This is a genomic window from Prevotella dentasini JCM 15908, from assembly GCF_000614065.1.
Taxonomy (GTDB): Bacteria; Bacteroidota; Bacteroidia; order Bacteroidales; family Bacteroidaceae; genus Prevotella; species Prevotella dentasini.
In genome coordinates, this window is record NZ_BAKG01000005.1 from 82,605 (window position 1) to 106,731 (window position 24,127).

Genomic DNA, 24,127 nt, shown 5'->3' on the forward strand with positions numbered 1-24,127 from the left:
ATAAGCAACTGCATGTGCTTATGAACGCCTATTTTCTCATTGATTAAAATTGTGATTTGCAGCTCTGATAATATTCTTTCAGTATGCGTGCGTCTTCCTCCGGGTTGGTGAAAACCTCCAAGAGAACTGGTCCCTCTTCGGAGTTGAACATCTCGTGCAGCCCTTTTTGCAGTTCCTCGGCATCGTGGGCGGAGAGGTAGACTACGTCGTTCGCCTCGCAGATTCCCTTTGCAGAGGTTTCGTGAGCGGCTGCCACCATCTTGTTTCTGAACGGACTCTTCTCCAGACCGGACAATTGCCGGAAGATGCCGCCGCCTCCGTTGTTGAGCAAAAGGATGGATAGGTTGCTGTCAAGGTTTTGGTTCCACAGGGCGTTTTGGTCGTAGAAGAAGCTCAGGTCTCCTATGACGCAGTAGACATCTTCGGTTTCCCGGCTTGCCACGGAGTAGCCGACAGCTGTCGAGAGTGTTCCTTCAATGCCGTTGACTCCACGGTTTACGTAGATGTACTGGTCGGAATAGATGTTTCCTAAGCGCACGGCGGTGCTGTTGCCATAGACCAGTTCGCCGTCCATATTGTCTTTCCGCATCATTTGGTGGAACATTTTCACGGCCAGAAGCTGCGAGTAGGCAGGTTGGAAAGCCCGTGCGTGTTTCTCCGCCTTGTCCATTGCGTGTTGCCAGAGTTTGCTGTAGGCTGACGGTTTCGCCTCTTTGGCTTCCTCGGAAAGAATGTCCAAGGCATCGACAGGGCAGCCATGGAAAAGGCAGGTCATGTTTTTGAATGTATCGTGAACCTCTCCCCATTCGTCTATGAGTACGGATGGGATGTCCTTGCAGCCGCGCAGAAAGTTCTTCAGCTGCTTGCTGACAATGCTTCCTCCCATATATATGATGTAGTCCGGGCGGTAGCGGTCGTCAGATTCTACTACAGAAAGAATCTCGTCAATGTGTTGCGACGGGCAGATATCGTCGTCGGCAAGTTTCTCCTGCAAGACAGCAGCCTTGCCTTTGATTTGATCCAGTTGCCCCAGTACGTCTCCTGCTATCTCCGGCTTCATCTGTCCGAGTACCAACATGGGCTTTTTAGCTTGGAAGAATTGTGTTGCCACGTCTTGCATGGCAATATCATCGATGAAGGATTCCAATAGTTCTATTTTTCGTTCGTCGGGCAATGACAGGACGGAATAGTCGAACAGCGGTTCTGAAATGGGCACGTTGATGTGGACGGGGCCTCCTCCTCCGCTGATGGCAGCGTTCAGTGCTTCGTTGACCAAGCGGTTGCAATACCATCGTTCCTCGTCGTTGTGGGGTTCAGGAAGGCTGACGCTCTTGCGCACATTGGGGGAAAGTGCTCCCTGTTGCAAGATGGTCTGCCCGTCAGACTGACCTATCCACTGTTCCGGGCGGTCTGCGGAGACAATGATTAGCGGACGATTCTGATAGTAGGCTTCGGCAGTGGCAGGGGCAACATTGAGCAATGCCGAGCCTGAAGTAACACAGACAACCACCGGTTCGTCGTCGGCGGCTATCATGCCGAGGGCAGTAAAGCCTGCCGAACGCTCGTCGGTAACGGGGAAACACTCTATGCCGGGACAGGCACAGAGGTTATGTACGATGGAAGAATTGCGGGAACCGGGACATACTACTGCCTTGCTGATTCTGAATTTCAGAAGTAGTGCCGTGAGAATGTTTACGTTTTCTTTATTGCTGTACATTGTGGATGTTGTCTGATGGGTGTTGTCTGATGATGAGAATAAGGAGAGATGATGAGGCTGATTGGGCCTTTCGGGCAGACAGGAACGATGTTACAATAATAGCCGCCTCATGGTCTGGAGCTTGGCCTCTGTCTCTTTCCACTCGTTATCTTCCGTGCTTTCTTTCAGTAGTCCGCCACCGGCAAATAGCCGGTACGAACATCTGCCCATCTGCATACAGCGCAATGTAACATAGAGCCGGCAGGAACCATCTTTGGAAACCGGGCCAGTGAATCCGCTGTAATATCTTCTCCGCGTATGCTCATGGGCGAGGATAAATTTCCGTGCAGCCTCTTTCGGCATGCCGCAGACGGCAGGGGTGGGGTGGAAGGTATCAAGGAAATGTCCGAGATGGATGTTGTCGTTGAGACAGAAGCGGAAATCGGTCCGCAAATGTGCCAGTCCGGCTGCCTGTACCGTGTAGGGTCCTTGCTCTTCTATGCGGTCGGCAATGGGCTGCAGGCGTTCCCTTACGTAGTCGGCCACCCACTTTTGTTCCTCCCTGTTCTTCTCCGACCAGTCAAGGCTTCCCTCTCTATATGGCATGGTTCCTGCCAACGCCATTGTTCTGTACCGTCCCTGTCTGCCCTCCAAGAGTATTTCAGGGCTTGCCATCAGCCACATCCCCGTCTGCGGAGTATAGAACAGGGCTATGTACTGGTGTGGATAGCAATGGCAGGCACGTACGAAAATCTCCCGGGGCGACAGCCGTCCCGTCTTCATCTCTACGAAAGAGCGGGCCAGAACGAGTTTGCCGAACATGCCGTTTCCCAGTTCCTGCTGGAAACGGAGGAAGTCCTGCCGATATGCCTCACGCTCTTCGGTAACCCGGGACTTGAAATCGGTCGTGTCGCTCTCGTCTGGCAACAGGCTGAGACCCTCTTCGTCGTTCATGGAAAAATCTCCCCCCTCTGCCTTTTTGCTGCCCAATAACAGGATAGGACTATCATCGGAAGGAGCAAAGGGAGCTATGACGAACCCTTCACTTTCGTTGATTTCAGCCATCGAAGCAAGGATGCGGGGTGCAACCGGCAGGGAAACGACGTGGTAGCTCTTCTCGTCGGGAAAGCGATAGACGGCAAACGGCTTCATCATTCGTCCATTTTCAGAACAGGACTCTTCTGTGGTTCAATCACGTAGTTGGTAACCTGCACCATTGAAATCAGTTCGCCCTCGTCGTTTTTATCTCTATATGCCATACGTGCAATGTCTTTCCCTTGTGCACCAACCGCCCGTAGGCCGTAACGGTACCTCCGTAGGGCATAGCCTTAACGTGGTCTCCGCTGACGCTGATGCCCAAAGCCATTTTTCCGGGACAGGCTGCCATCGAACCGACACCGGCCAGATTTTCTGCCAATGCCAGCGATGCACCGCCCGACAAGAAGCCGAACGGCTGCTTGTTGCGGTCGTCTACTGCCATCTTTGCCATCAGCGTGTCAGGTTCCGGGGTCGAAATGAACTCCATGCCGAGCGTCCGGCTCAGTCCGTCCTCATTCTCCAGAAGTTGCTTCTGTATTTCTATGTCCATAATATTATATATAAATAGGTGTGCCGCTACCCGATGGACAAGCCGCAGGAAGTCTCTGCGTGTCTCTCCGGCCTATGCGAAGCACTTTGCAAAGATACTAAAAAACAAACTCAAATCCAAGTCTTTCGTGTGGTTATCCCCTCTTTATTATGCCTAAAACTCCCCTTTCGGATAATTCCGAAAGGGGAGTCTTGGGTTATGGTTGGTTCAGAACCGGGTTCCGAAACCTTTTATTTAAGTACGACCTTCTTGCCGTTCTTGATGTATATGCCGTGTACAGGACGAACCACCCTGCGGCCTTGCAAGTCGTAGTACACGTCGTCTTCGGTCTCGACTGTCTTCAGTTCGCTGATTCCCAATGCTACATTTACGAACTTCTTCCAGTACTGGTCGGCTGCATAAGCCTCCTTGCTGCCTTCTGGAACAAACAGTTTGCAAGTCTCCGAATTGGTCTCTGTGAATGGGTCGGAGGTTGCGGTGGCAGGAATCTTGGTCTTGGCAACAAGACTGGTCAGGCTGGAAGAGCTGATAGAGTTTGCACCGAGGGCCTTCAGGGAGTCGGAGAGCACAATCTCGTTGAGCGATGTTCCCTCGAAGGCATAATCGCCAATGCGCGTAACCTTGACGGGCAGGGTATAGCTACCCTTCTTTGCAGCAGGATAATAGAGCAGTGCAGCCTCGTTCTCTCCGGAAGAGATGAACTTGACAACGATAGAGTCTATGAGGTTGGCACCTGTTGCCGTGAACTTGATGCTGTTGGTGTTTCCAGTCCATTCCTTTTCTTTGAGAGTGCCTTCACCGGCTGTCAGTTTCGGGGTAGCACCCATGCCTAAGATGACATTGGTAATAGTAGAGCCTTCAGGAACACTGAATGTGAGCGTTGCCCCGGTGTAGCAGCGGAATGAAACCTTTGCACCAGAATCCCAGAGACGGGTGATGGTAGACCCATCGGTCGTGGTAAGAGTAACTTCTCCCATCTCGATGGGGGCAGTGATATGCCCTCCGTTGACATTTCCGTTGCGTGAAGTAGGAAGATCCCATGAGTTTTTGTTGAAGTTGAAGTTTTCTTCCATATTCCTCAAGATGGGGCCTCCACTCTGTCCGTAGTCGTTGCTGCGGGTATAGAGAGCCTCGTCAAGCGACTGATAGGTGTTGTTCTCTCCTGCTACCTGAATTTTCTCTATTGCCTTGCTTCCGCGGAAAGAGTTGGCAGCAATGGCAGTAACGGTGGCAGGGAGAGACACGGAGATCAGGTTGTCGCAGTTGGCAAAGGCGTCGTCTGCAACACCTACGACGGTATAGGTAACGTCGTCCTTGGTGAATGTCTCCGGTACGACCACTTCGCTTCATATTTTCCTTCTGCCTTCGGGATGACTATCCATGTGCGCTTGTTGTTGTACTGATAGGTAATGCCGTTGATGGTCTCCTTGTCTCCCACGGTGTAAGGAACTGACTTGCCGTCCTCTGAGATGAAGTTGAAGGTGATGGTTGCGTCGTCGTGCTTCTCTATCTTGTAGATAGGGGCTGTTGTGAGTCCTCCGCCGCTGTAGAGTGGCAGCGAGGTAATCTCATCCACGCCGTTTCCATAGAGGTTGTCCTGTGAAGCAGTGTAGCTCAGTTTCTTCTTGTTGGCAGTAATAATCAATGCACGTTTCCTTGTCTGTACGTTGTTGAGGTTGTTCGAGCTCCACGCATTGGCATCGTAGGTAACGTGGGTCATCATCAGGCCGCTTCCGAAATGGTGTCCTTCAGAGTCGGTGTTGGGATACCATGTGCCCGGCTGGCGGTTCTCGAAGAGGAAATACTCTTTATTCGTACCTGGCTTGCGTACCATGACCGCGTAGGTTCCGTTGACGGAGTCGGCAGGATTCAGCGTTACCGTCTGTGCTTCAGTTATCTCCTTGATGTCGAGCCAGCCCATGTAGGAACGCTCGTAGGCAGTGTAGCCGATAGGAGCACGGCTGTTGTTGACGTAGGCACCGGCATCCATGATGGACCAGTAGCTGAAAGCGTCGTCATTGCCATAGTTGTAATTCGTGCAGTAGAAGTCGGGCAGGCCGAGTGCGTGTCCGAACTCGTGGCAGAATACGCCCATGCCCATCAGGCTACCGTCGTTGCCCAGCTCGTTGCCGACAAAGAAGGAGTTGAAGTGGAAGCCTGCAATATCGCTGTCGATGTCGTATTCGCAGGGCCATACATAGTCGGCACCGTTTCGCTCGGTAGCCTCACCGCGGCTGCATAGAGAACGCTGACCAGCTCGATGTTACCCTCTTCGTCCTTGAACTGGGCGAAGTCCACGCCCTGTTCCTTGGCAGCCTTTATGGCATCGGTAACCAATCCCGTTACGTCCTTGTCGTTTCCGTAATAGTCGTTGGCTCCGTAGGCCTTGTAGCTCTTGTCGAGCGTAACTATGCCTACAACGTGAAAGTCGGGCCGGAACATTCCCCGGCTCTGCGAGATGAAGTAGTCGCGTGCCGAGCCTACACAATGCTGCTCGTCCTTATAGCCCTTCTCGTTGTAGAAGCGGTTCATCTTCTCCTGCGTCGTGGTAGCCTTGAACTTCAGGTCGGAGAACTGCACCATGATAACGGGAATCTTCCGATCGCCGATGCTCTTCACTGCGCCCTTGCTTGGCGTGCCATATTTGCCCAGACCGTCTTCGGTTGAGGCTATGATGGCCTTGCGTGCCTTGTGCTGGGGAGCCTCCATGGCGGCCAGTTCGTCAATGCGCGACTCTATGTCGTTGGCGGTGATGAATTCCTTTTCGGCCTCCGAGCGCAGGTTGGCTTCGTGGGCAACGAACTTTGAGGCAACAAGCCGGCCGTTTTCCATTTGTGCGTAGCAGAGGTCGCCTGCCTGATTCAGTACTAAGATTTTCCCGTCAAGAGAGGTGTAGAAGGCAAAGTGCCCATCACCGTTCTTGTAGCACATCATGGTTGTCCCGTCACTCTGCTTGAACTCCCAAGCCTTCGGGATGGGGCGGATGGCCTGTACTTGCAGCGATATGGCAAGAGACAGCATCGCCAGTGTAAGAACTTTTTTTCATTAGAATGTTTGCTTTTAATTATTGATTTGTATCTATTTTTGTTTTTGCCAAAAGAAGCTCACAAATTTAATATTTTTCGCTATAATACTCAAATAATAGAGGTGTAAATATTGTTTTTTAACATGTAAGAGGCGGTTCTGCCATGTCTGTGGCATGGGTCGGGTGGGCAGAATGATAAATTTCTCCTAATTGTGCGAGGTGGAATATCGGCCAAGGGGCATGCAGCTTTTGGGAAAGAATGACATGAAGGCATATTTCTATGCAAAGATGCTTTGGTAGAAGGATGGCGGATGATGGTATCGGGCTATGGACGAACGGGGACGGGAGGGGCACAATAAGCTGCTTTGGGTATGTGTCTTGAAGTTATAAATGTTTACAAAAAAGATAGATGACCGTCGTGTGTTATGGTTTCCGGTCGTTAGTCTCAATGGGTTGACAATCAGAAATTTAACGAATGTATTGATGAAACGTCCCCTGCGGTGTTCCGAAACAGCCGTTCTGACGATGCCGGAAAGGCTTCCCGGTGCAGCGAAAGTGCCGCTTTCGTTGCATGGGGAAGCCGTGGCGGATGAGCGATTACGAAATAGTTTTACAGAAATTGCGGGTCTCCTGACCGACGATGGAGGGCTGCCTCTGGTGCGAATGTATGAAATCGAAGCCTGTTTCCCCACTCGTTCAGGTCATGAGCCGTCGCCTTGATTCATCGGTACAGGAGGGTTTCCCGCTCCCGATGCCTTGCCGTGTCGCATAAAAGTTGTACCTTTGCAGAGGCAAGACCGCACAGGGCAATGGGGCGATGAGCCTCTGCCGTCCTTCGCAATAGGCTCTATGCCATTCTCAACGCAAATCAATGCGATGAACATACAGGATATTCAAAAAATCTACGCTGCCTTGCCGCAGGCAGGAGCGTTGCTGAAAATGCTGGAAGACAAGTCGGTGAAGACGGTTTTCCTGCAAGGACTCGTGGCGTCGTCTGCCCCGATGCTTTTCGCCTCGATAGCCGGGAGGTGGGGCAGAACCATCCTCTTCGTGCTCAACGACAACGATGAAGCAGGCTATTTCTATAACGATCTGAAGACCCTTGCCGCTTCAGCAGACGGCGAGGACGCGGCGGCAGAGGTGCTGTTCTTCCTTCTTCCTACCGCCGTGCGGTGAAATACGCCCAGCGCGATGCCGGAAACGAGATTCTGCGGACGGAAGTCTTGTCGCGGTTGTCTGTCGCCCATAAGAGGAAGGCGCGTCTGCCGCTGCTTATCGTTACCGAGCCGGCAGCCCTTTCGGAACTCGTCGTGTCTAAAAAGAGGCTCGACGAGCGCACGCTCTCCCTGCAGACGGGTCAGAAAATTGACATCACCGACGTGGAGAAGACCCTCATAGCCTTCGGGTTCAAGCAGATGGACTATGTCTACGAGCCGGGGCAGTTTGCTGTCCGTGGCAGTATTCTCGACGTGTATTCCTTTTCGAGCGAGCTGCCGTTCCGCATAGACTTCTTCGGCGACGAGATAGACACCATCCGAACCTTTGAGGTGGAGACGCAGCTCTCGCACGAAAAACGGGAGAGGGTGGAGGTTGTACCCGAGCTGGCAACGGTGTCGGAAGAGAAAATCCCCTTCCTCCAGTTCCTGCCCGACGACGCCCTGCTGGCGACAAAGGATTTCCTGTTTGTCCATGATGCCATAGAGAGAATATATAAGGAGGGTTTCTTGAAACAGGCTCTGACCGAGCAGCTCGAAGGGAAAACCGAAGTGGAGCAGCAGGAGCTTCGGCTCGGGCTGCAGCGCGACCTGCAACTGGTGTCCGAAAGGCAATTTACCGATGATGCCCTCCGCTTTCGCCGGATAGAGTTCGGTGCAGGCCGCACGCCCGAAGCTGCCGGGATAGGCAAGACGGAAGGGCGTGCCGCTATCCATTTCCATACCGTGGCGCAGCCCCTCTTCCACAAGAATTTCGACCTGCTCATGCAGACTCTCGCCGACTATCTCGTACAAGGCTACAAGCTGTATATCCTTGCCGACAGCGAGAAACAGACCGCCCGGCTGAGAGACATCTTTGACAATGGACAATGGACGGTTGACAATGGCCGGCTGACAACGGACAATGAAGGACGCGGCGGGGAGGATTTTTCCGCTGTTCATCGTCCGTTGTCCGTTGCCTTCACTCCCGTCAACCGCACCATTCACGAGGGATTCGTGGACCATAACCTGAAAGCCTGCTTCTTCACCGACCACCAGATATTCGACCGTTTCCACAAATACAGCCTCAAGTCGGACAAGGCCCGTCAGGGCAAGATGGCTCTGACGATGAAGGAGTTGCAGGAGATGGAGCCGGGCGACTTCCTTGTTCATGTAGACTTTGGCATCGGCAAGTTTGCCGGACTTGTCCGTGTACCGGCAGGAGACTCCTATCAGGAGATGATACGGCTGGTCTATCAGCACAACGACATTGTGGACGTCTCTATCCATTCGCTCTATAAAATCAGCAAGTACCGCCGTGCCGGCAGCGGCGAGCAGCCCCGGCTGTCTGTTCTCGGCTCCGGGGCGTGGGACCGGCTGAAGGAGAAAACCAAGAAGCGCATCAAGGACATAGCACGCGACCTCATCAAGCTCTATGCCAAGCGCAGGCATGAAAAGGGCTTCGCCTTCTCGCCCGACTCGTTCATGCAGCACGAACTGGAGGCTTCGTTCCTCTACGAGGATACGCCCGACCAGCTGAAGGCTACGCAAGAACTGAAGCGCGACATGGAGAGTGCGCGTCCGATGGACCGCCTCGTCTGTGGCGACGTGGGCTTCGGAAAGACCGAGGTGGCAGTGCGGGCCGCCTTCAAGGCTGCTGCCGACAGCAAGCAGGTAGCAGTGCTCGTGCCCACGACGGTACTCGCCTTTCAGCATTTCAAGACCTTTTCCAAGCGTCTGAAGGGGATGCCCGTCAGGGTGGACTATCTCTCGCGTGCCCGTTCGGCAAAGCAGACGCGGCAGGTTCTGACAGACTTGGAGGAGGGAAGAATAGACATTCTCGTAGGTACGCACAAGCTGATAGGCAAGAGCGTGAAGTGGAAGGACCTTGGCCTGCTTATCATTGACGAGGAGCAGAAGTTCGGTGTCTCTACCAAGGAGAAGCTGCGGCAGCTGAAGTCGAACGTCGACACGCTCACCATGTCGGCGACTCCGATACCCCGGACGCTCCAGTTTTCGCTGATGGGCGCGCGCGACATGAGCATCATGCGCACGCCGCCACCCAACCGCTATCCCATACAGACGGAGATACATACTTTTTCGCCCGAGGTCATCACCGATGCCATTAACTTTGAGATGAGCCGCAACGGACAAGTCTATTTTGTCAACGACCGTATCTCTAACCTGACGGAAATCGGAAATATGATAAGGAAATATGTACCCGACTGCCGGGTGGCCATCGGCCACGGACAGATGAAGCCCGAGGACTTGGAGGAAATAGTGATGGGATTCATGAACTACGACTACGACGTGTTGTTGTCTACGACCATCGTGGAGAACGGCATAGACATTTCCAATGCCAATACCATCATCGTCAACGATGCCCACCGCTTCGGTCTGTCGGACTTGCACCAGATGCGGGGACGTGTGGGGCGGTCGAACAAGAAGGCGTTCTGCTATCTCCTCGCTCCGCCTTTGGCAGCTCTCAACCCCGAGGCGCGACGGAGACTGGAGGCCTTGGAAACCTTCTCCGACCTCGGAAGTGGTTTCAGCCTCGCCATGCAGGACCTTGACATTCGTGGTGCGGGCAATTTACTCGGGGCGGAACAGAGTGGTTTTATGGAAGACTTGGGGTATGAAACCTATCAGAAAATCCTCTCGCAGGCGGTAACGGAGCTGAAAAACGACGAGTTTCAGGATTTCTATGCCGATGAAATAGCCGGGGGTAAGGAACTGACGGGCGACGATTTCGTGGACGATTGCGCCATTGAGAGCGATTTGGAAATGTATTTCCCCGACAATTACGTACCCGGAAGCAGTGAGCGCATGCTCCTCTACCGTGAGCTGGACAACATAGAGCGCGACGAGGAACTCGATGCTTACAAGCTGCGCCTCGAAGACCGCTTCGGCCCCGTACCGCGGCAGGGTGAGGAGCTGATGCAGGTCGTTGCCTTACGGCGTGTCGGAAAGCGGCTCGGCTGCGAGAAGATAATGCTCAAGCAGGGGCAGATGCAGATGCAGTTCGTCTCCAATCCCAATAGTGCCTACTACAAGAGCCGTGCCTTCGACAAGCTGCTCGGCTATATAGGCAGGCATCCTCGCCGCTGCAATATCAGGGAGAAGAACGGCAAGCGTTCGATGGTGGTCAGCGAAGTGAAAAGTGTTGGTAGTGCCGTAATGATATTGAGGGAGATTGAGAAAGGGGAGTAAGCCGGTTTATACCCGTATTTTACGAATGGTGTTGCCGATACGGACAACGTAGATACCTCTTGACGGCATTTGGATGGAATAGGAAGAGATGAGGCTTCCTTGTTCTATTGTCGTCCCGTCTATGGCATAAACAGAATAGGGGACAGGAGAAGAAAGGCTTTCTGCCACCTCAATGACAAGCATGCCGTCTTTTCCATATACTTTGTATTTCCCAACATCATCCGCCTGAGGTGTTTCTATCCCGGATGGGAACTTGTCCGTCTCAATGATATTGGTGAAGTAGTTCCAGCCGAAAGCCTGACGGTACTTCTCGCCCGAGCCGATGGGGACATAGACAGGTATATCGTTGGGGGTAAAGCCGTGGAATGGTCCAAGACCGGGATTCGCATGGTCTTCTGTGCAAATAGGAGGTGTTTGAGCAAGGGAGTATATCTTTTGCAGATAACGCAAATCTCTAAAAGCCCCACCTTCAATATATTCCACAGTAGAGGGGAAAACTATCGAATCAAGAGCGCAATAATCAAAAGAGTCCCATCCTATCCAACTCAAATTCTGTGGAAGTTCGGTTTTAAGTTTATAGCATAATTGAAAAGCATTCCTGCCTATTTTTGTTACAGATGTAGGAATATCTATTTCGTTTAAGTTATGACATAAACAACATAGTCTTTGAGGAATCCCTGTAAGTCCTTCTGGCAAGACAACTTTCTTTAATCTCCTATTGTCAGCAAAAGCCGCATTTCCTATCTTTTTTACCGTATTGGGTACTACTATCTCAGTAAGATGCGTACCATATATGGCAGAAAATCCGATACTGTCCAAGCCTTCGGGAAAATTCATCTCCTCTACTCTGGTATAGAAAAATGCGAGCATGTCTATGGTTTTGAGAGTGGACGGCAGAACAATCTTTTTAAGGCTGTCACACCATTGAAAACATCGGACTGGGATTTCCGTAATCCCCTCTGGGATTATCAAAGGATTTACTTGAAGCCATCTGTTGTCCTCAAAACTGCTCTCTCCCAGTTTTCTCAGTGAAGAGGGTATATTGATGGTTCTCAATGTCAATCCTAAAAATGCACAAAAACCGAACTCCGTAATATCATCGGGAAGAATAATGCGGCGAATATCCAAAAAGTGCCCGGAAGTGTACAAATCCCCATCAACAAAACCGTAATCTGGAATTTTATTGTTCTCAACCTGTGCATATTGCAAATTGACAATCCGCATAGAACCGTCTTTTGCACATCGAACGATTGTCTTGAAATCAGTGGCATTGATAGGTCCATGCACGACCAATGAATCTATGGTGTTCCATTTGTCGCCAAGAACTTGCTCCAGCTGCCCGTACTCGCTCACCCTCGCATCATAGAAACTGACTTGTCCCCACGTCTTTTGGGAACAGAAGAATATAAGAGACAGTAATAGAAGTGTTATTTTTCTCATCATGATTTCACATATAATTGTTAGTATCTTGTGCTTAAGAAGTTTATATATCGTTGGTTTCCCATCAAGTTGGTGAGGACTTACAGGTGAATCTTGTGCAGGGTGTTGCCGACACGGACAATATAGATGCCTCTTGATGGTATTTGGATAGAATGGGAGGAAGTTAGGCTTCCATGATCTATCATCTCCCCGGCTATGGAATAAACAGAATAGCGGACAGGAGATGAAAGGCTTTTTGCCACCTCAATGATAAGCATGTCCTCTCTTCCATATATTTTATATTCTTCTGCATCATCCGCCTGAGGTGTTTCTATCCCGGATGGGAACTTGTCCGTCTCGATGATATTGGTGAAGTAGTTCCAGCCGAAAGCCTGACGGTACTTCTCGCCCGAGCCGATGGGGACATAGACAGGTATATCGTTGAGGATGAAGCCGTGGAAAGTTTCATGTTTTCCTTCTTCGTCAGCATCACAACAAGGAGGATTAGGAGAGAGGGAATATATTTTTTTTACATTTACCCAATTCGCACAACTCCCTGCTCCCAAGTACTCAAGTGAATTTGGGAATACGATAGAATCAACCGCAATATACCAAAGAGCATCCCTTTCTATACGTTTTAATCCGTTGGGCAAGTTTATCGGATTGAGCATCACATCACCTTCAAAGGCATACTCATCTATTATTGTTACGCTCTTTGGAATATTCACAGTCTCCAATAAAGGACACCAAGACGCAAGAGAAGCAGGTATCGTATCAATATTCTCTGGTAACTGGATTTTCTTTAATGCTGGGCACATAGAAAAAATGCTCTCCCCCAATTCTTTGACTGTGTTAGGAAGTATTGCTTCTATGAGGTCGCTTCCACAAAAAGCTGCAAGTTTGATTTGTTCTAACCCCTCTGGAAAGTTTACTTCTACCACTCTTGTGTTGTAGAAAGCAGATATGCCAATGCTTTTAAGTGTAGAGGGAAGAACCAGCTTACCAAAGCATTGACAATTACCAAAGCATTGGGTGGGAATGTCCGTAATCCCTTCTGGGATAATCAAAGGCTCGGTACTCAACCAATGGCAATTTGAAAAACATGAACGCCCCAGCTTCCTTAGACTCTTGGGTAGATTCACCTGTTCTAACCTCATTCGTGAAAAAGCATAATCACCTATTTCCCGGATACCATCAGGAAGAATAAGATGACGAATAGGGAGATAGACCACCCCTTGATACGCTCTCGGATCATCGATTATCTGTTTGTCTTTTTTCCAAAGTGCATATTCAGGTATCTTCCCGTTCTTCACTTGTGCATATTCCAAGTTCAGCACGGTGAGTTTTCCCTCGAAACTGCATTTCCACATGGTTGTAAAATCGGCTTCGTTGACAGGACCATGCACCACCAGTGAGTCTATCGTGTTCCACTTGTCGCCCAGCACTTGCTCCAACTGTCCGTACTCGCTTACCCTCGCATCATAGAAACTGACTTGCCCCCACGCTTTTTGGGGAAAAGTGGAAACAAGAATCCAAAACATAAACAAAAGAAAAGTTCTTCCCATCATCGTTCCAAAGTTTTACTTTATAATAAAAAGTGGTAGCAGGAAAAGAGTTTCCCAATTGCTCAAAATAATCATGTCTTATTAAACTTCTTGTTGTCAACGATTTGACCATCTGCTGAACAGTTACTGCTGATTCTTCCTATATAATCCTTGATTTCCTCATTCCCTGCGGACATGTTGGAAAGATACGGAGCCACCTGATTAACAGATACTGCCTTTTCCACAATCTATCTCTTTATTAAGTTATAGATGAAAGCAACAGAATCTCTCAATTCGGCAATGGAAAGAGCACCTAATAAAGAGGTTTTATATGATAATCCTACATAAGAGTTGTAGAAGGCGGAAAATACTTTCTCGCTGTCAGCCTCAGGGGAAATTTCCCCGCATTTCTTGGCCTGCTCAATGTGTCTTTTCCATACTTCCTTCTCCTGTCTCATATATATCGCAAACTTTTCGTCCCATGAGGGATAATTGTCTTTTAGATAAAGAATGAATCCCATGAAATTGGCGGCAGTAACCTTACCGGCGGTTTCACGAAAGAAAGATCTCATGCGAATTTCTACCCGCGTCAGCCAACTATCAAGAAATTCTTTCAATGGAGTCTCGGACTCATCCGAACGGAAATCCTCCTTATCCTTCAAAAATTCAAAAACGAACCTGTCTGCAACCTTTATAAAGATGTCCTCCTTATTCTTGAAATGGTGGAACATGTCGCCACGGGAAACGTTGGTCGCTGCTACCAAGTCTGCAAATGTAACTGCGGAATACCCTTTTGCAAGAAACAGCTTGAAAGCCTCCTGCAACACGATTTCCTTTCTGCTGGGTTTTTCTATTTTGGTCTTATTATTCATTGTGTTTATTAGGTTGTTACTATTAAACGGAACGCTTGTTCTGTTTGTCTGCAAAGCTAAGAATTAAAAAGCATAATACCAAATATTTTGCGACCTTTTCCAAAGAAATCTGTATTATTCCTATCAACTGACAGTTTGCGGCCTCAAAATCTGTCTTTGTATTTCTTTTTTATTTAGAGTTTGATTACCTTTGTACGGAGAATGGCACTAACTAGCTGTTAGCAACAGAGTGTTAACGGAAAGTTGGTGTCAGCCTGTCATCGATTTTAACATTCCAGCTATTGTAAATCAATACATTGCAAAGGTTGACAGACTGACAGGAAAAATGGAAAACTAAATAAAGGAGAATATGGCACTCCGTTCTGCAAGTATTAAATCAAGGTATCGTTCAACTAAAATTTGATTATCAATGAGAATCTTTAGTAGAATTACTTTAAGAACATATAAAGTTTTGCGAAGAAAGAGCTTAAGCTTTACTATAAAAGATGTCTGTGGCAACATCTTTTCATTGTTTTTCTATTTTCTTTTATTCCCTTCAAATTTGTCTGCACAAATATCAGGCAGGTTGTTGATAACACAGGGAAACCTATTGGGTATGCCAACGTTGTAATGTTTGTTTTGCCGGATAGCACTTTTGTTTGTGGAACAACAACTAATGAGCAAGGAAAATTCCGTTTGGAAAACATTTTTATTCCCGACAAGACATTCTTGCGAGTATCTTATATCGGCTACCAAATCACATATATAAAAGCATTTGAAAACAATGAGAAGATAGTCTTGCTGCCCAATAGTATAGAGATGAATGGAGTGACTGTTGTGGCACATCGTCAAATGTTTAAGTCGCGTGGTACTGATGTAATTGTTGATATTCAACATTCGTTGCTGAAAGATTTTGGGATGGCTGACGACATACTCGGCAAGTTGCCAATGGTTTCGGGAAGTAATGGTCAGTATTCTGTTTTTGCGAAGGTTAACACTGCGGTCTATGTAAATCGTCGACGTATTACAGATGCCTCGGAATTAAGTCGCTTGCAATCAAAAGATATTGCAACAATCGAAGTGATAAGCAATCCGGGAGCAGGCTACGATGCTGATATAGACGCTGTCATAAAAATTAATTTAAAGCGAAATACCGATATTGGGTTGGGCGGAATGGCAAGTGTAATGAACGCGCAGGGCAGACGAGTTTTAGATTCTGAGCAGGTGCAGCTTACATATAACACCAGTATCGCCAACTCTTTCCTTACATTCAGCAATTCTTCGTCGCGATATTCTGCTGACCAAACAAACTTAGAACGTTTCTCAACCGATACAAGCGAATGGCTTTTCAAGAGTAATATGCCACATTGGAAATCTAATTATTATAACTTTAACCTCTCAGCTGGTTCCAGTTTGTATTTTTCTAATGGCGGTATTTTTGGTGGTCAGCTTTCTTTATCGAAAGAAACTGGCCAAAACGGAGGCTATAGTATGAGCCAAATGATGAGAGACAACGTGATGTTTGAATGGCTTTCATCCGATATTCATTCACGTTCTAATTACGACCAATGGCTTGCAAATATTTACTATGAAACCAAAATAGGCAAGAAGCTGCAATTAAACTTCAACGGCGACTATTTGCACCGCAAGGCTTCTGGCAACAGAATGAATGGTGAAAGCGGCAGTTTGACAGCATTGCATACAGTGAGAACTGATAACTCGATGACGCATAGCATTTATGCTGGGTTACTTACGCTGAATTATGCAGTAAAAGATAGACTATCGTTAATCTTTGGAACAAACTTCAGCTATGTGAAAGACAATAAAGATAATAACGGTTTCGACAATGAGAATCAAACTTATCGCTCTTTGCTTTCATCAAAAGAAAACAAGTATGCTGTCTTTACGGAGTGCAATTTTAGCATCAACAAGCTAAACGCGCAAATAGGTTTACGCTACGAAATATTTAAAATGTTATATGAAAATCCACTCGCAAATGCGATACTTGAAGACCGGAGCTATCACCGCCTTTAGCCGTTTGTCTTTTGCACATTCCCTGTCAGCGTAGTAAAAATGGGTATAAGTCTATCTACAAAAGTGCGGCGTCCGTCTTACTATGAACTTAGAAATAGTGAAGAATATTTTAATCGTTATGAAATTGAGGCAGGCAATCCGCTGTTATTGCCACAATATACGACTGATTTATCTTATTCGCTGCAATACAAACGATTCCGTTTCGGCATGAATTACCAATGGATTAAAGATTATGTAATGAGCAATAACCTTGTATTGCAAGGCAATCCACTCATAGTCAAGTCGCAACCATTTAATAAACCACATTATTCTGCCTTTGGTGCCAACGTGTCTTATAATGCCACGATAGGTTTTTGGGAGCCTTACTGCTATGCGAGTATCATGCAAACATTTTTAGATATTCACGATATGAATGGCATGAGGGTGAATGGGCAAAAACCATACGTTGAGGTTTCAGTCAACAATTATTTCAACTTAAAGAATGATTTTATGCCCTATGTCTTCATGGCTTATAATACAACAGGCGATTTGCGAGAATATAATGTAAAAGAAAAGTTTCTTTTGAGTTTTGGCATTGGCAAACATTTCCTTAAAAACTCACTTTATTTGCGCCTGAACGTAAATAATGTCTTGGGGATAAAAGAAATAGAAACACGTTATGGCAGTAATTATTTTTTTGAAAAGGAAAGATTTAAGGATAACAGGAATATTAGCCTGATGCTACGCTATGTCTTTAATAATAAAAAGAAATATAAGGGAAATTCAGCAGCAAGTGAAGAAATAAACCGTTTATAATATAACGGTCTGAGAAAAAGGGGAGTTCTGACAATTTACCCATTTGGTAGCTTGTTGGGACTTTTCTTATTTTTCTACATTCTATCTTGCAACTACATAATAGTTTTTCGGGTTCTTTTGCTATTTACCGGCTGAACTCGAAAAATATCTTAAAAAGATTTGGTTCGTTAAGATTAAATTTGTACATTTGGCGCATCTGTTGTACAATTTTGCTTGTTTTTTATTTGCAGCACGATATAAAAGCAAAACTTACGGCACAGGGAGTGCCTCCACCATCGGCACACCACTATTGATGAAACGAAAGATTAGTGCTGCAGAAACTTAATTTATTTATGATGAAAAAATTATTATTAATCTTTGCAGCATTGTTCTTCGTCTGTACGATGAAAGCAGACGAAGTAGAAGTCATGCCGGATTATTCCTATGCCATGGCTGTTTCGCCCAATGGGCGGTATCTTGTGGGCTACAATCCCTCCACGGCCGTATCGGGCGTCGGGACGGAAAGTTTCCTCTATGATGCCGAAACTGCATCTTTCACATGGATGACAAGTTTCACCGGGGAAGACTGGAGCAAGGCTGGTTATTTCAAGGACGTGAACGACGCAGGGACCATCTGCGGTTCTGTCAAGGACATGGACCATGTCGTTACCTTCGAAGGAGTGGACGCGCCCACCAACATTGCCGCTGTGTTTGAAAAGGGAAAAGTCTTCAAACTCCCGTACGGCGACTTGGACCTCGGCAAGATAAAGCAGCATGAGGACGGAACCTTCGCACGTTCTATCTCGAATGACGGCAAGGTGGTCGTGGGATATTGCACCTGTTCCCACTCGGCCTACAACTATCCCTGTCTGTGGACAAGGGACGGAAGCGGCCAGTGGACTTTCAGCAGGCTGGCACTGCCTGAAGGATACGACAACGGCGTGGCCATCAACGTGTCGGCAGACGGGCGCACCATCGTGGGACTGGCCATCAAGGGAATGGAATCCACAGCCTGCTATTGGATAGACGGAACCTGCCATCTGGTAGCATGTACGGCGGAGGATGCTCCGATATTGGCCTATTCGGGGCAGATGCGCGTGATAGACATGAGTCCCAACGGCAGATTCTTCATCTTCTCCATCAGCAGCTACTACGGCTACCGCATCTTCGACATTCAGAAAGGCTCTTACCGCCCGCTGCCTTCATTCGATGACAGCGGCATGTCGCAGCTGCCGTCCATTACGAACGACGGGGACGTGTTCGGCGCAGAGAAGTGCAACTCCGTCGGCAACGAGGAAAAAACCTTCTACAAGAACTATTGGTACCAGTATTCTTCGGGCCGCATCTTCGACTTCACCTACTATCTCCAGCTTTTCAATCCATCGCTGGGCATGCCGTTCTCCCTCAGCTATGAGGACAAGACGCAGGCTTTCCCCTGCGCGGTATCGGGCGACGGCAACGTGGTGGCAGGCAACAAGGACGTCATGACCATCTTGGGAGAGATACCGAAGGCATGGATGCTGAACGTGAACAGGAAAGACGTGTTCATCCCTGCCACGCCGGGCCGCGTTACGGGCAAGTCTACCGGATTCCGGCAGGCAGCTATCTCGTGGAAGGCCGACAAGACTTCCTACGAGTCTCTGCGCCTGACGGGCTACAACGTATATCAGGACGGCAAGAAGATTGCCACGCTCAACACCGTTACCGACGAGATGTCGCTGGCCTGCAAGGACCTGCCTGCCGGCTATCTCCACTTCTCCGTGGAGGGAATCTATCAGGACGCACAGGGCAAGCCGATGCTCTCGCCCCGTTCCGCCCCGGCGGTGATTGCGATTCCCGAGAACTATTCGCTGCCGCTCTTCGAGGATTTCGAGCAGGCATCGCTGACGGCCAACTACTGGACAATGGAGAAGGACTACGGCGAGGACGCCGACTCGCAGTGGGCGGTAGGCCCCTATCTCGGATATGGAGGGAGCATCGGTGCCGTCAGCGGCGCCATTTCGCTCAAGCCGTACTCGGCGAGCTTGGTCAGCCGTCCGTTCGACGCTGCCAAGCTGGACAAGGTGAAGTGCTCGTTCATCTTCCTCGGGCTGCAGGAAATGTCGGACGACGGCAAGCCTCAGGACCTCTCCAAGACACGCTCAGCCTTGAGTATTCGCTGGATCAGGGAGAGACATGGACGTCGGCAAAGGACTGGACCATCGGCAGATGCCTCCGATGGAAGGCGTCATGGCCGTAGACCTGACCGAGGCCGTGGCCGGGCATCTGTTCCAAATCAGACTCCACAAGCACGGCGAGGGTGCGGCGAAGTTCTATTTCTACATTGACAACATCACGGTAGGCTCCGGCGGCGGAGCCGGCGCGCCGGAGGGATTCATGGCCAAGGCCACGCAGAACCATGAGGTGGCACTGGCTTGGAAGAACTGCCGGAAGAGCTATCCGCTCAGCTATCTTGCCGAAAGGCCCGGTGCGGGACTCACCTTGGGCAACGAGGGCAAGGAGCTTATCGGTGCAAACAAGTTCACTGCGGAGGAGCTGGACATGTATCACGGCAAGTACCTCACGTCGGTAACGACCTACATCAACTTCGCCGAAGACGAGGAAGAAGAGGAAATAACCGGGGAGGAAGTACATGCCGCAGTCGTCATCTTCGAGGACGGGAAGCTCATCCGCGAGCAGGAGATAGAGAACCTGAGCTACAACGAGAACACTACCCAGAGGCTGAGCCAGCCCGTGCTTATCGACAGCAGCAAGGAACTCATCGTCGGCATCAGGATACACGACTACGACGCTGAGCAGATGCCGCTGACCTATGAGCTTTCAAAGGCGTGCGTACCGGGCAAGAGCGACCTCTTCTCAGAGGACAACGGTGCTACGTGGCAGACCGTCTGGGACTTCTATGCCGGCGACCCGTACACGGCCGCATGCTGCTGGGACATCACGGCCAACATCACCGACCGCCCCGACGACGCCACGGGACAGGACCAGACCGGCATCATCGGCTACAACGTCTTCCGCGACGGCCTGCAGCTCAACGGTGCCTGCATACCCGAGGAGGGAACGCGCTATCTCGACAAGCAGCCGCTACCCAAGGCTACCTACCATGTCATAGCCTACTATGCCGACGGGAAGGAGTCAGAACCCTCGGAGGCAGTCGTCGTGGAGCTGGCTGACGGCATATCCGCACCGGCCTTCGACAGCTCTCTCCTGCACTGGGACGGCACGTCGGTCAGCCTCAGGGAAAAGGGCACGCTGACCGTCCTTTCCGCTGACGGGCGCGTGGTGGCCCGGAGTGCCGCAGGGCGTCTTCCGCTTGCAGGCCTGCCTGCCGGTATCTATATCGTATCGGCAGAGTGCGGCCATCAGAACTACAGCATGAAGATAGCCGTCAGACGCTGACGGCAGGGCAGCCGGTGCACTGGCTGACCAACCACGATACAAGAGATGATGCCGGGCAGGGCCTTGGCGTCATCTCTTTTTTTTCTGCCCCCGTAAGGCTTCGCCGGCAGGGGGCGCAGTGTATGATTGTCCGCATATTCGTCTGATTCCGGCAGGCTGTAAAACCCTCTTTCGGGGGGCTTTCCGGCCGGGACGGCTGTGCGGGAGTCCGTCGGAATCGTGCCGTTCCGCAGGCCCGGAAGCCTGTTTTCAGGAGAAGCCGTGATAGGTTAGTGTCCGGCAGATTATATCTTTTCAAAAAAACGAAGCTACTTTTTATCTGAAACGAAGGTACTTTTTTCAGAAAAAGTACCTTGTTTTTATAGAAACTATAATTATAGATTTGAAATTTATAATTATAGTTTTATGAAAAAGTACGGATATTTTCTGAAAATCTATAATTATAATTCCCATGACTTGTAATTACAAATTTCAAATCTATAATTATAAATTTCCAAAAAGGTATATAGCTTTTTGGTGAAACTTATATACTTTTTTCTGAAAAGTACCTTGCTTTTATAGAAATTATAATTATAGATTTGAAATTTATAATTATGTTTTTACGAAAAAGTACGGATGTTTTCTGAAATCTATAATTACAATTTCTATAACTTATAATTACAAATTTCAAATCTATAATTATAAATCTCTAAAAAGGTATATGGCTTTTTGATGAAAGGTATATGTCTTTTTTCTGAAGGATATAATATTCTTCTGAAAAAGACACCATTGTTCTTCTGAAAAGCGATTGCCGGGTCAGGATAAAGGCAGCATGGTCTTGTATGAATGTGCGGCATCCTCTTTCCTCTTCCTGCGGCAGAATTGCGCTGCAGGGCTGAGGGATTGCGGCAGCCGGATGGCCGCGGCCCGTGGCGTTCCGGGGATATTCCCTTTGCTTTTCCGTCCTTTTCTCCTTTTTTATTTATATCTTTGCAGGCAGGAGGCGGATAGGCCGGCGCGGAAGGCTGCGCACGGGGAAGCTGCCCGAATCATCTCATTACCATACACCACTAACATGAAAGTAAGCACATTTAGGACGCGTCCCGGACGGGGGCTGCTGCAACAGATGCTTGTTGCCTTGTTTTTTCTGTCGTCGTACTCTTTGAACCTGTCTGCGCAGACGCCGGAGAGGAAGAAGGTGGCCGTCGTCCTCTGTGGCGGCGGAGCCAAGGGAGTGGCGCACATCGGTGTCCTGAAGGTTTTGGAAAAGGCCGGAATACCCATCGACATGATTACGGGCACGTCGATGGGCAGCCTCGTAGGCGGACTCTATGCCATCGGATACGATGCCGGACAGCTCGACTCCATCGTGCAGATGCAGGACTGGGGGATGCTGCTGTCGGACAAGGCGGACCTCACCCATCAGAGCATCGACGACCGGAGGAAGCAGAATACCTACATCATCTCGCGCGAGCTGTCGTTCCGCGGCAATTCCCTTGCCGAGACGGGCGGAATCATTCAGGGGAAGAATCTGTCGCTCCTCTTCGACAAGCTGACGGCAGGCTACCGCGACTCCGTGGATTTCAACCGGCTGCCCATTCCCTTTGCCTGCGTGGCGACGGACATTGTGGACAATTCGGAGGTGGTCTGGCACAGCGGCATCCTCGCGCAGGCCATGAGGTCGTCGATGTCCATCCCTGCCGCCTTCGCCCCGGTGCGCGTCGGCGACAGGGTGCTCGTCGACGGCGGACTGCGGAACAACTTCCCCGTCGACGTCGCCCGGCAGATGGGGGCCGACTACGTGATAGGCGTAACCCTGTCGGGCCGCGGACGCACGGCCGACGAACTGAGCAACGGAGCTTCGGTGCTGGGGCAGATAATAGACGTCAACTGCAAGAACAAATACGACGAGAACATAGCCGCGACGGACATTCTGATACAGTGCAATACCGAGGGCTACAGTGCGGCGAGCTTCTTTCCGAGGGCGATAGACACCCTCATGGTGCGCGGCGAGCAGGAGGCGATGAAGCACTGGGACAAGCTGATGGCGCTGAAGCGTCTGCTCGGTCTGCCCGACGACTATTCTCCCGTCGTGCGGCAGCCCGCCGGTCGCCGGTCTGCCCGGGGTGATGCGGCTGCGGAAGCTCGTCTTCGAGAATGTGGAGCCGGGAGACCGGCGGTTCTTGCAGAGAAAGTTCCGCCTGCCGTCCAAGAAGACGATAACGGCAGACGAGGTGGGGCAGATAGCGGCGGCGATGAGGGTCAGCCTCTTCTATTCCGATGCCGACAGCTACTACCTCCCCGTACCCGACTCTGCCGGACTTTACGACGTCCGCATCGTCGCCAAGGAGAAGAAGCGCAGTCAGATAAACCTCGGAGTACGGTTCGACAGCGAGGAGATAGTTACGTTGCAGGCCAACGGGGGCATCCAGTTCCACAGCCGGATGCCGATGAACGCGGAGCTGACGCTGCGCCTCGGAAAGCGCATCATGGCACGCGGCGACCTGAACATGACCCCGTGGACGTTCGGCCGTATGTCGTTCTCGTATGTTTTCCGCCACAACGACATCAACATCTACGAACGGGCGAGCCGCCAGTCCAACGTTACCTACAATCAGCACACGCTGAACCTCAACCTCTTCGACTTCAATCTGCGTAACTTCAACTTCAAGATTGGTACGCGATTCGATTACTACAACTACAACGCCCTCTTGGTCGGGGTACATTCCGAATACAGCAGCACGCCGCCAAGCGACCGCCACTACTTCGACTATCACGCCGAAACCGACTATAACTCCGAGGACAAATGGTACTTTCCCTCGTCGGGCGCGTGCTTCAATGCTTCGTACCGGTACGTTACGAGCAACTACGTCAGCTATAACGGACATATAGGATTCTCTGTCGTAGGGGCTTCGTGGCGGATGAACTTCCCCCTGAACAAGCGGCTGACCTTCCAGCCCATGGTGTACGGAAGGCTGATAATGGGACACCGCGGCGAGCAGGCGGAGGCAGCATCTTCGCCTGATGCTCCTGCCACAGGCTATCTCACCCCGTCTGCCCTCCGCAATTTCGTGGGAGGAGACTGGTTCAATCATTATTTTGAGAATCAGCAGCTGCCTTTTGCCGGAATAGGATTCATAGAGGCGGTGAGCGACAAGTTCGTAGCCGTACAGCTCCGCCTGCAGCAGCGGATAACACAAAACAACTATCTGCTGCTTAAGTTCGCCACCTACGAGGACGGCCACGACTTCAGCAATCTGCTGGATCACGGCCCGAAGATTGGTGTGCAGGCGGCATGGTATTATAACGTCAGCTTCCTCGGCCCGGTCGGTGCAAGTATCGGCTACTCGTCGAGGACACACTCGCCCTATGCCTTCGTAAACATCGGCTACGAGTTCTGAGATGGCCGTCCCGT

14 protein-coding genes and 2 pseudogenes are annotated in these 24,127 nt (G+C 49.9%); 7 read left to right on the forward strand and 9 right to left on the reverse strand.

What is annotated here, in order from left to right; genetic code table 11:
• Nucleotides 1–43: 43 nt before the first annotated feature.
• From menD to JCM15908_RS15020, 6 genes and pseudogenes are all read right to left on the reverse strand, one after another.
• Entirely contained in the window at nucleotides 44–1,717 is a 1,674-nt protein-coding gene (menD, locus tag JCM15908_RS03855) for a 2-succinyl-5-enolpyruvyl-6-hydroxy-3-cyclohexene-1-carboxylic-acid synthase (RefSeq protein WP_025002336.1), read from the reverse strand.
• A gap of 90 nt (nucleotides 1,718–1,807) precedes the next feature.
• On the reverse strand, nucleotides 1,808–2,848 hold the full coding sequence (locus JCM15908_RS03860) for an isochorismate synthase (protein ID WP_025002337.1): 1,041 nt from the start codon (nucleotides 2,846–2,848) through the stop codon (nucleotides 1,808–1,810).
• A pseudogene (locus JCM15908_RS12150) lies at nucleotides 2,848–3,284 on the reverse strand (PaaI family thioesterase). The gene JCM15908_RS03860 and the pseudogene JCM15908_RS12150 overlap by 1 nt, the downstream one beginning before the upstream one ends.
• Before the next feature lie 230 nt (nucleotides 3,285–3,514).
• The gene (locus tag JCM15908_RS15010) at nucleotides 3,515–4,624 is read right to left on the reverse strand and encodes a leucine-rich repeat protein (RefSeq protein WP_036892718.1); all 1,110 of its coding nucleotides are present in this window, start codon (nucleotides 4,622–4,624) and stop codon (nucleotides 3,515–3,517) included.
• A complete protein-coding gene (locus JCM15908_RS15015; protein WP_306303704.1) occupies nucleotides 4,573–5,460 on the reverse strand; it encodes a M6 family metalloprotease domain-containing protein in 888 nt (295 codons plus the stop codon). Before JCM15908_RS15015 ends, JCM15908_RS15010 begins: the two co-directional genes overlap by 52 nt.
• Nucleotides 5,385–6,305 carry an immune inhibitor A domain-containing protein gene (locus tag JCM15908_RS15020; RefSeq protein WP_234396368.1) on the reverse strand — a complete coding sequence of 307 codons (921 nt, stop codon included), beginning with the start codon at nucleotides 6,303–6,305 and terminating at the stop codon, nucleotides 5,385–5,387. The genes JCM15908_RS15015 and JCM15908_RS15020 overlap by 76 nt, the downstream gene beginning before the upstream one ends.
• A gap of 787 nt (nucleotides 6,306–7,092) precedes the next feature.
• Between JCM15908_RS15020 and JCM15908_RS15565 the strand changes: the two genes are divergently transcribed.
• Nucleotides 7,093–7,485, forward strand: coding sequence for a hypothetical protein (locus JCM15908_RS15565; RefSeq protein WP_373277406.1), 393 nt, complete (start codon nucleotides 7,093–7,095; stop codon nucleotides 7,483–7,485).
• Between the two features lie 203 nt (nucleotides 7,486–7,688).
• Nucleotides 7,689–10,712, forward strand: coding sequence for a transcription-repair coupling factor (gene mfd, locus JCM15908_RS12165; protein ID WP_373277407.1), 3,024 nt, complete (start codon nucleotides 7,689–7,691; stop codon nucleotides 10,710–10,712).
• A gap of 6 nt (nucleotides 10,713–10,718) precedes the next feature.
• Here the strand turns inward: mfd and JCM15908_RS03880 are convergent, their stop codons facing one another.
• The 3 genes from JCM15908_RS03880 to JCM15908_RS03890 form a co-directional block, all read right to left on the reverse strand.
• Nucleotides 10,719–12,152 carry a leucine-rich repeat domain-containing protein gene (locus JCM15908_RS03880; RefSeq protein WP_025002338.1) on the reverse strand — a complete coding sequence of 478 codons (1,434 nt, stop codon included), beginning with the start codon at nucleotides 12,150–12,152 and terminating at the stop codon, nucleotides 10,719–10,721.
• Nucleotides 12,153–12,232: 80 nt separating this feature from the next.
• Nucleotides 12,233–13,696, reverse strand: coding sequence for a leucine-rich repeat domain-containing protein (locus JCM15908_RS03885; RefSeq protein WP_025002339.1), 1,464 nt, complete (start codon nucleotides 13,694–13,696; stop codon nucleotides 12,233–12,235).
• A 227-nt stretch (nucleotides 13,697–13,923) separates the two neighbouring features.
• On the reverse strand, nucleotides 13,924–14,547 hold the full coding sequence (locus tag JCM15908_RS03890) for a TetR/AcrR family transcriptional regulator (protein WP_025002340.1): 624 nt from the start codon (nucleotides 14,545–14,547) through the stop codon (nucleotides 13,924–13,926).
• Nucleotides 14,548–15,102: 555 nt separating this feature from the next.
• Here JCM15908_RS03890 and JCM15908_RS15570 point away from each other — a divergent pair.
• From JCM15908_RS15570 to JCM15908_RS15040, 5 genes and pseudogenes are all read left to right on the forward strand, one after another.
• Nucleotides 15,103–17,355 (forward strand): annotated as a pseudogene (locus JCM15908_RS15570) (outer membrane beta-barrel protein).
• Nucleotides 17,356–17,687: 332 nt separating this feature from the next.
• Nucleotides 17,688–19,661: a hypothetical protein gene (locus JCM15908_RS15030; RefSeq protein WP_234396369.1), complete on the forward strand. Its 1,974-nt coding sequence runs from the start codon at nucleotides 17,688–17,690 to the stop codon at nucleotides 19,659–19,661.
• Nucleotides 19,552–20,733: a hypothetical protein gene (locus JCM15908_RS15035; RefSeq protein ID WP_234396370.1), complete on the forward strand. Its 1,182-nt coding sequence runs from the start codon at nucleotides 19,552–19,554 to the stop codon at nucleotides 20,731–20,733. Before JCM15908_RS15030 ends, JCM15908_RS15035 begins: the two co-directional genes overlap by 110 nt.
• Before the next feature lie 1,054 nt (nucleotides 20,734–21,787).
• Complete coding sequence (locus JCM15908_RS14035; RefSeq protein WP_084607813.1) at nucleotides 21,788–23,371, forward strand: patatin-like phospholipase family protein; 1,584 nt, start codon at nucleotides 21,788–21,790, stop codon at nucleotides 23,369–23,371.
• A complete protein-coding gene (locus JCM15908_RS15040) occupies nucleotides 23,337–24,113 on the forward strand; it encodes a hypothetical protein (protein ID WP_234396372.1) in 777 nt (258 codons plus the stop codon). The genes JCM15908_RS14035 and JCM15908_RS15040 overlap by 35 nt, the downstream gene beginning before the upstream one ends.
• Nucleotides 24,114–24,127: the final 14 nt, after the last annotated feature.

What these genes read in the sequence shown, in the direction of transcription:
- menD (WP_025002336.1), bottom strand. Translation starts at nt 1,717, where the DNA reads ATGTACAGCAATAAAGAAAACGTAAACATTCTCACGGCACTACTTCTG.
- JCM15908_RS03860 (WP_025002337.1), bottom strand. Translation starts at nt 2,848, where the DNA reads ATGAAGCCGTTTGCCGTCTATCGCTTTCCCGACGAGAAGAGCTACCAC.
- JCM15908_RS15020 (WP_234396368.1), bottom strand. Translation starts at nt 6,305, where the DNA reads ATGCTGTCTCTTGCCATATCGCTGCAAGTACAGGCCATCCGCCCCATC.
- JCM15908_RS03880 (WP_025002338.1), bottom strand. Translation starts at nt 12,152, where the DNA reads ATGAGAAAAATAACACTTCTATTACTGTCTCTTATATTCTTCTGTTCC.
- JCM15908_RS03885 (WP_025002339.1), bottom strand. Translation starts at nt 13,696, where the DNA reads ATGGGAAGAACTTTTCTTTTGTTTATGTTTTGGATTCTTGTTTCCACT.
- JCM15908_RS03890 (WP_025002340.1), bottom strand. Translation starts at nt 14,547, where the DNA reads ATGAATAATAAGACCAAAATAGAAAAACCCAGCAGAAAGGAAATCGTG.
- JCM15908_RS15030 (WP_234396369.1), top strand. Translation starts at nt 17,688, where the DNA reads ATGATGAAAAAATTATTATTAATCTTTGCAGCATTGTTCTTCGTCTGT.
- JCM15908_RS15035 (WP_234396370.1), top strand. Translation starts at nt 19,552, where the DNA reads ATGGAAGGCGTCATGGCCGTAGACCTGACCGAGGCCGTGGCCGGGCAT.
- JCM15908_RS14035 (WP_084607813.1), top strand. Translation starts at nt 21,788, where the DNA reads ATGAAAGTAAGCACATTTAGGACGCGTCCCGGACGGGGGCTGCTGCAA.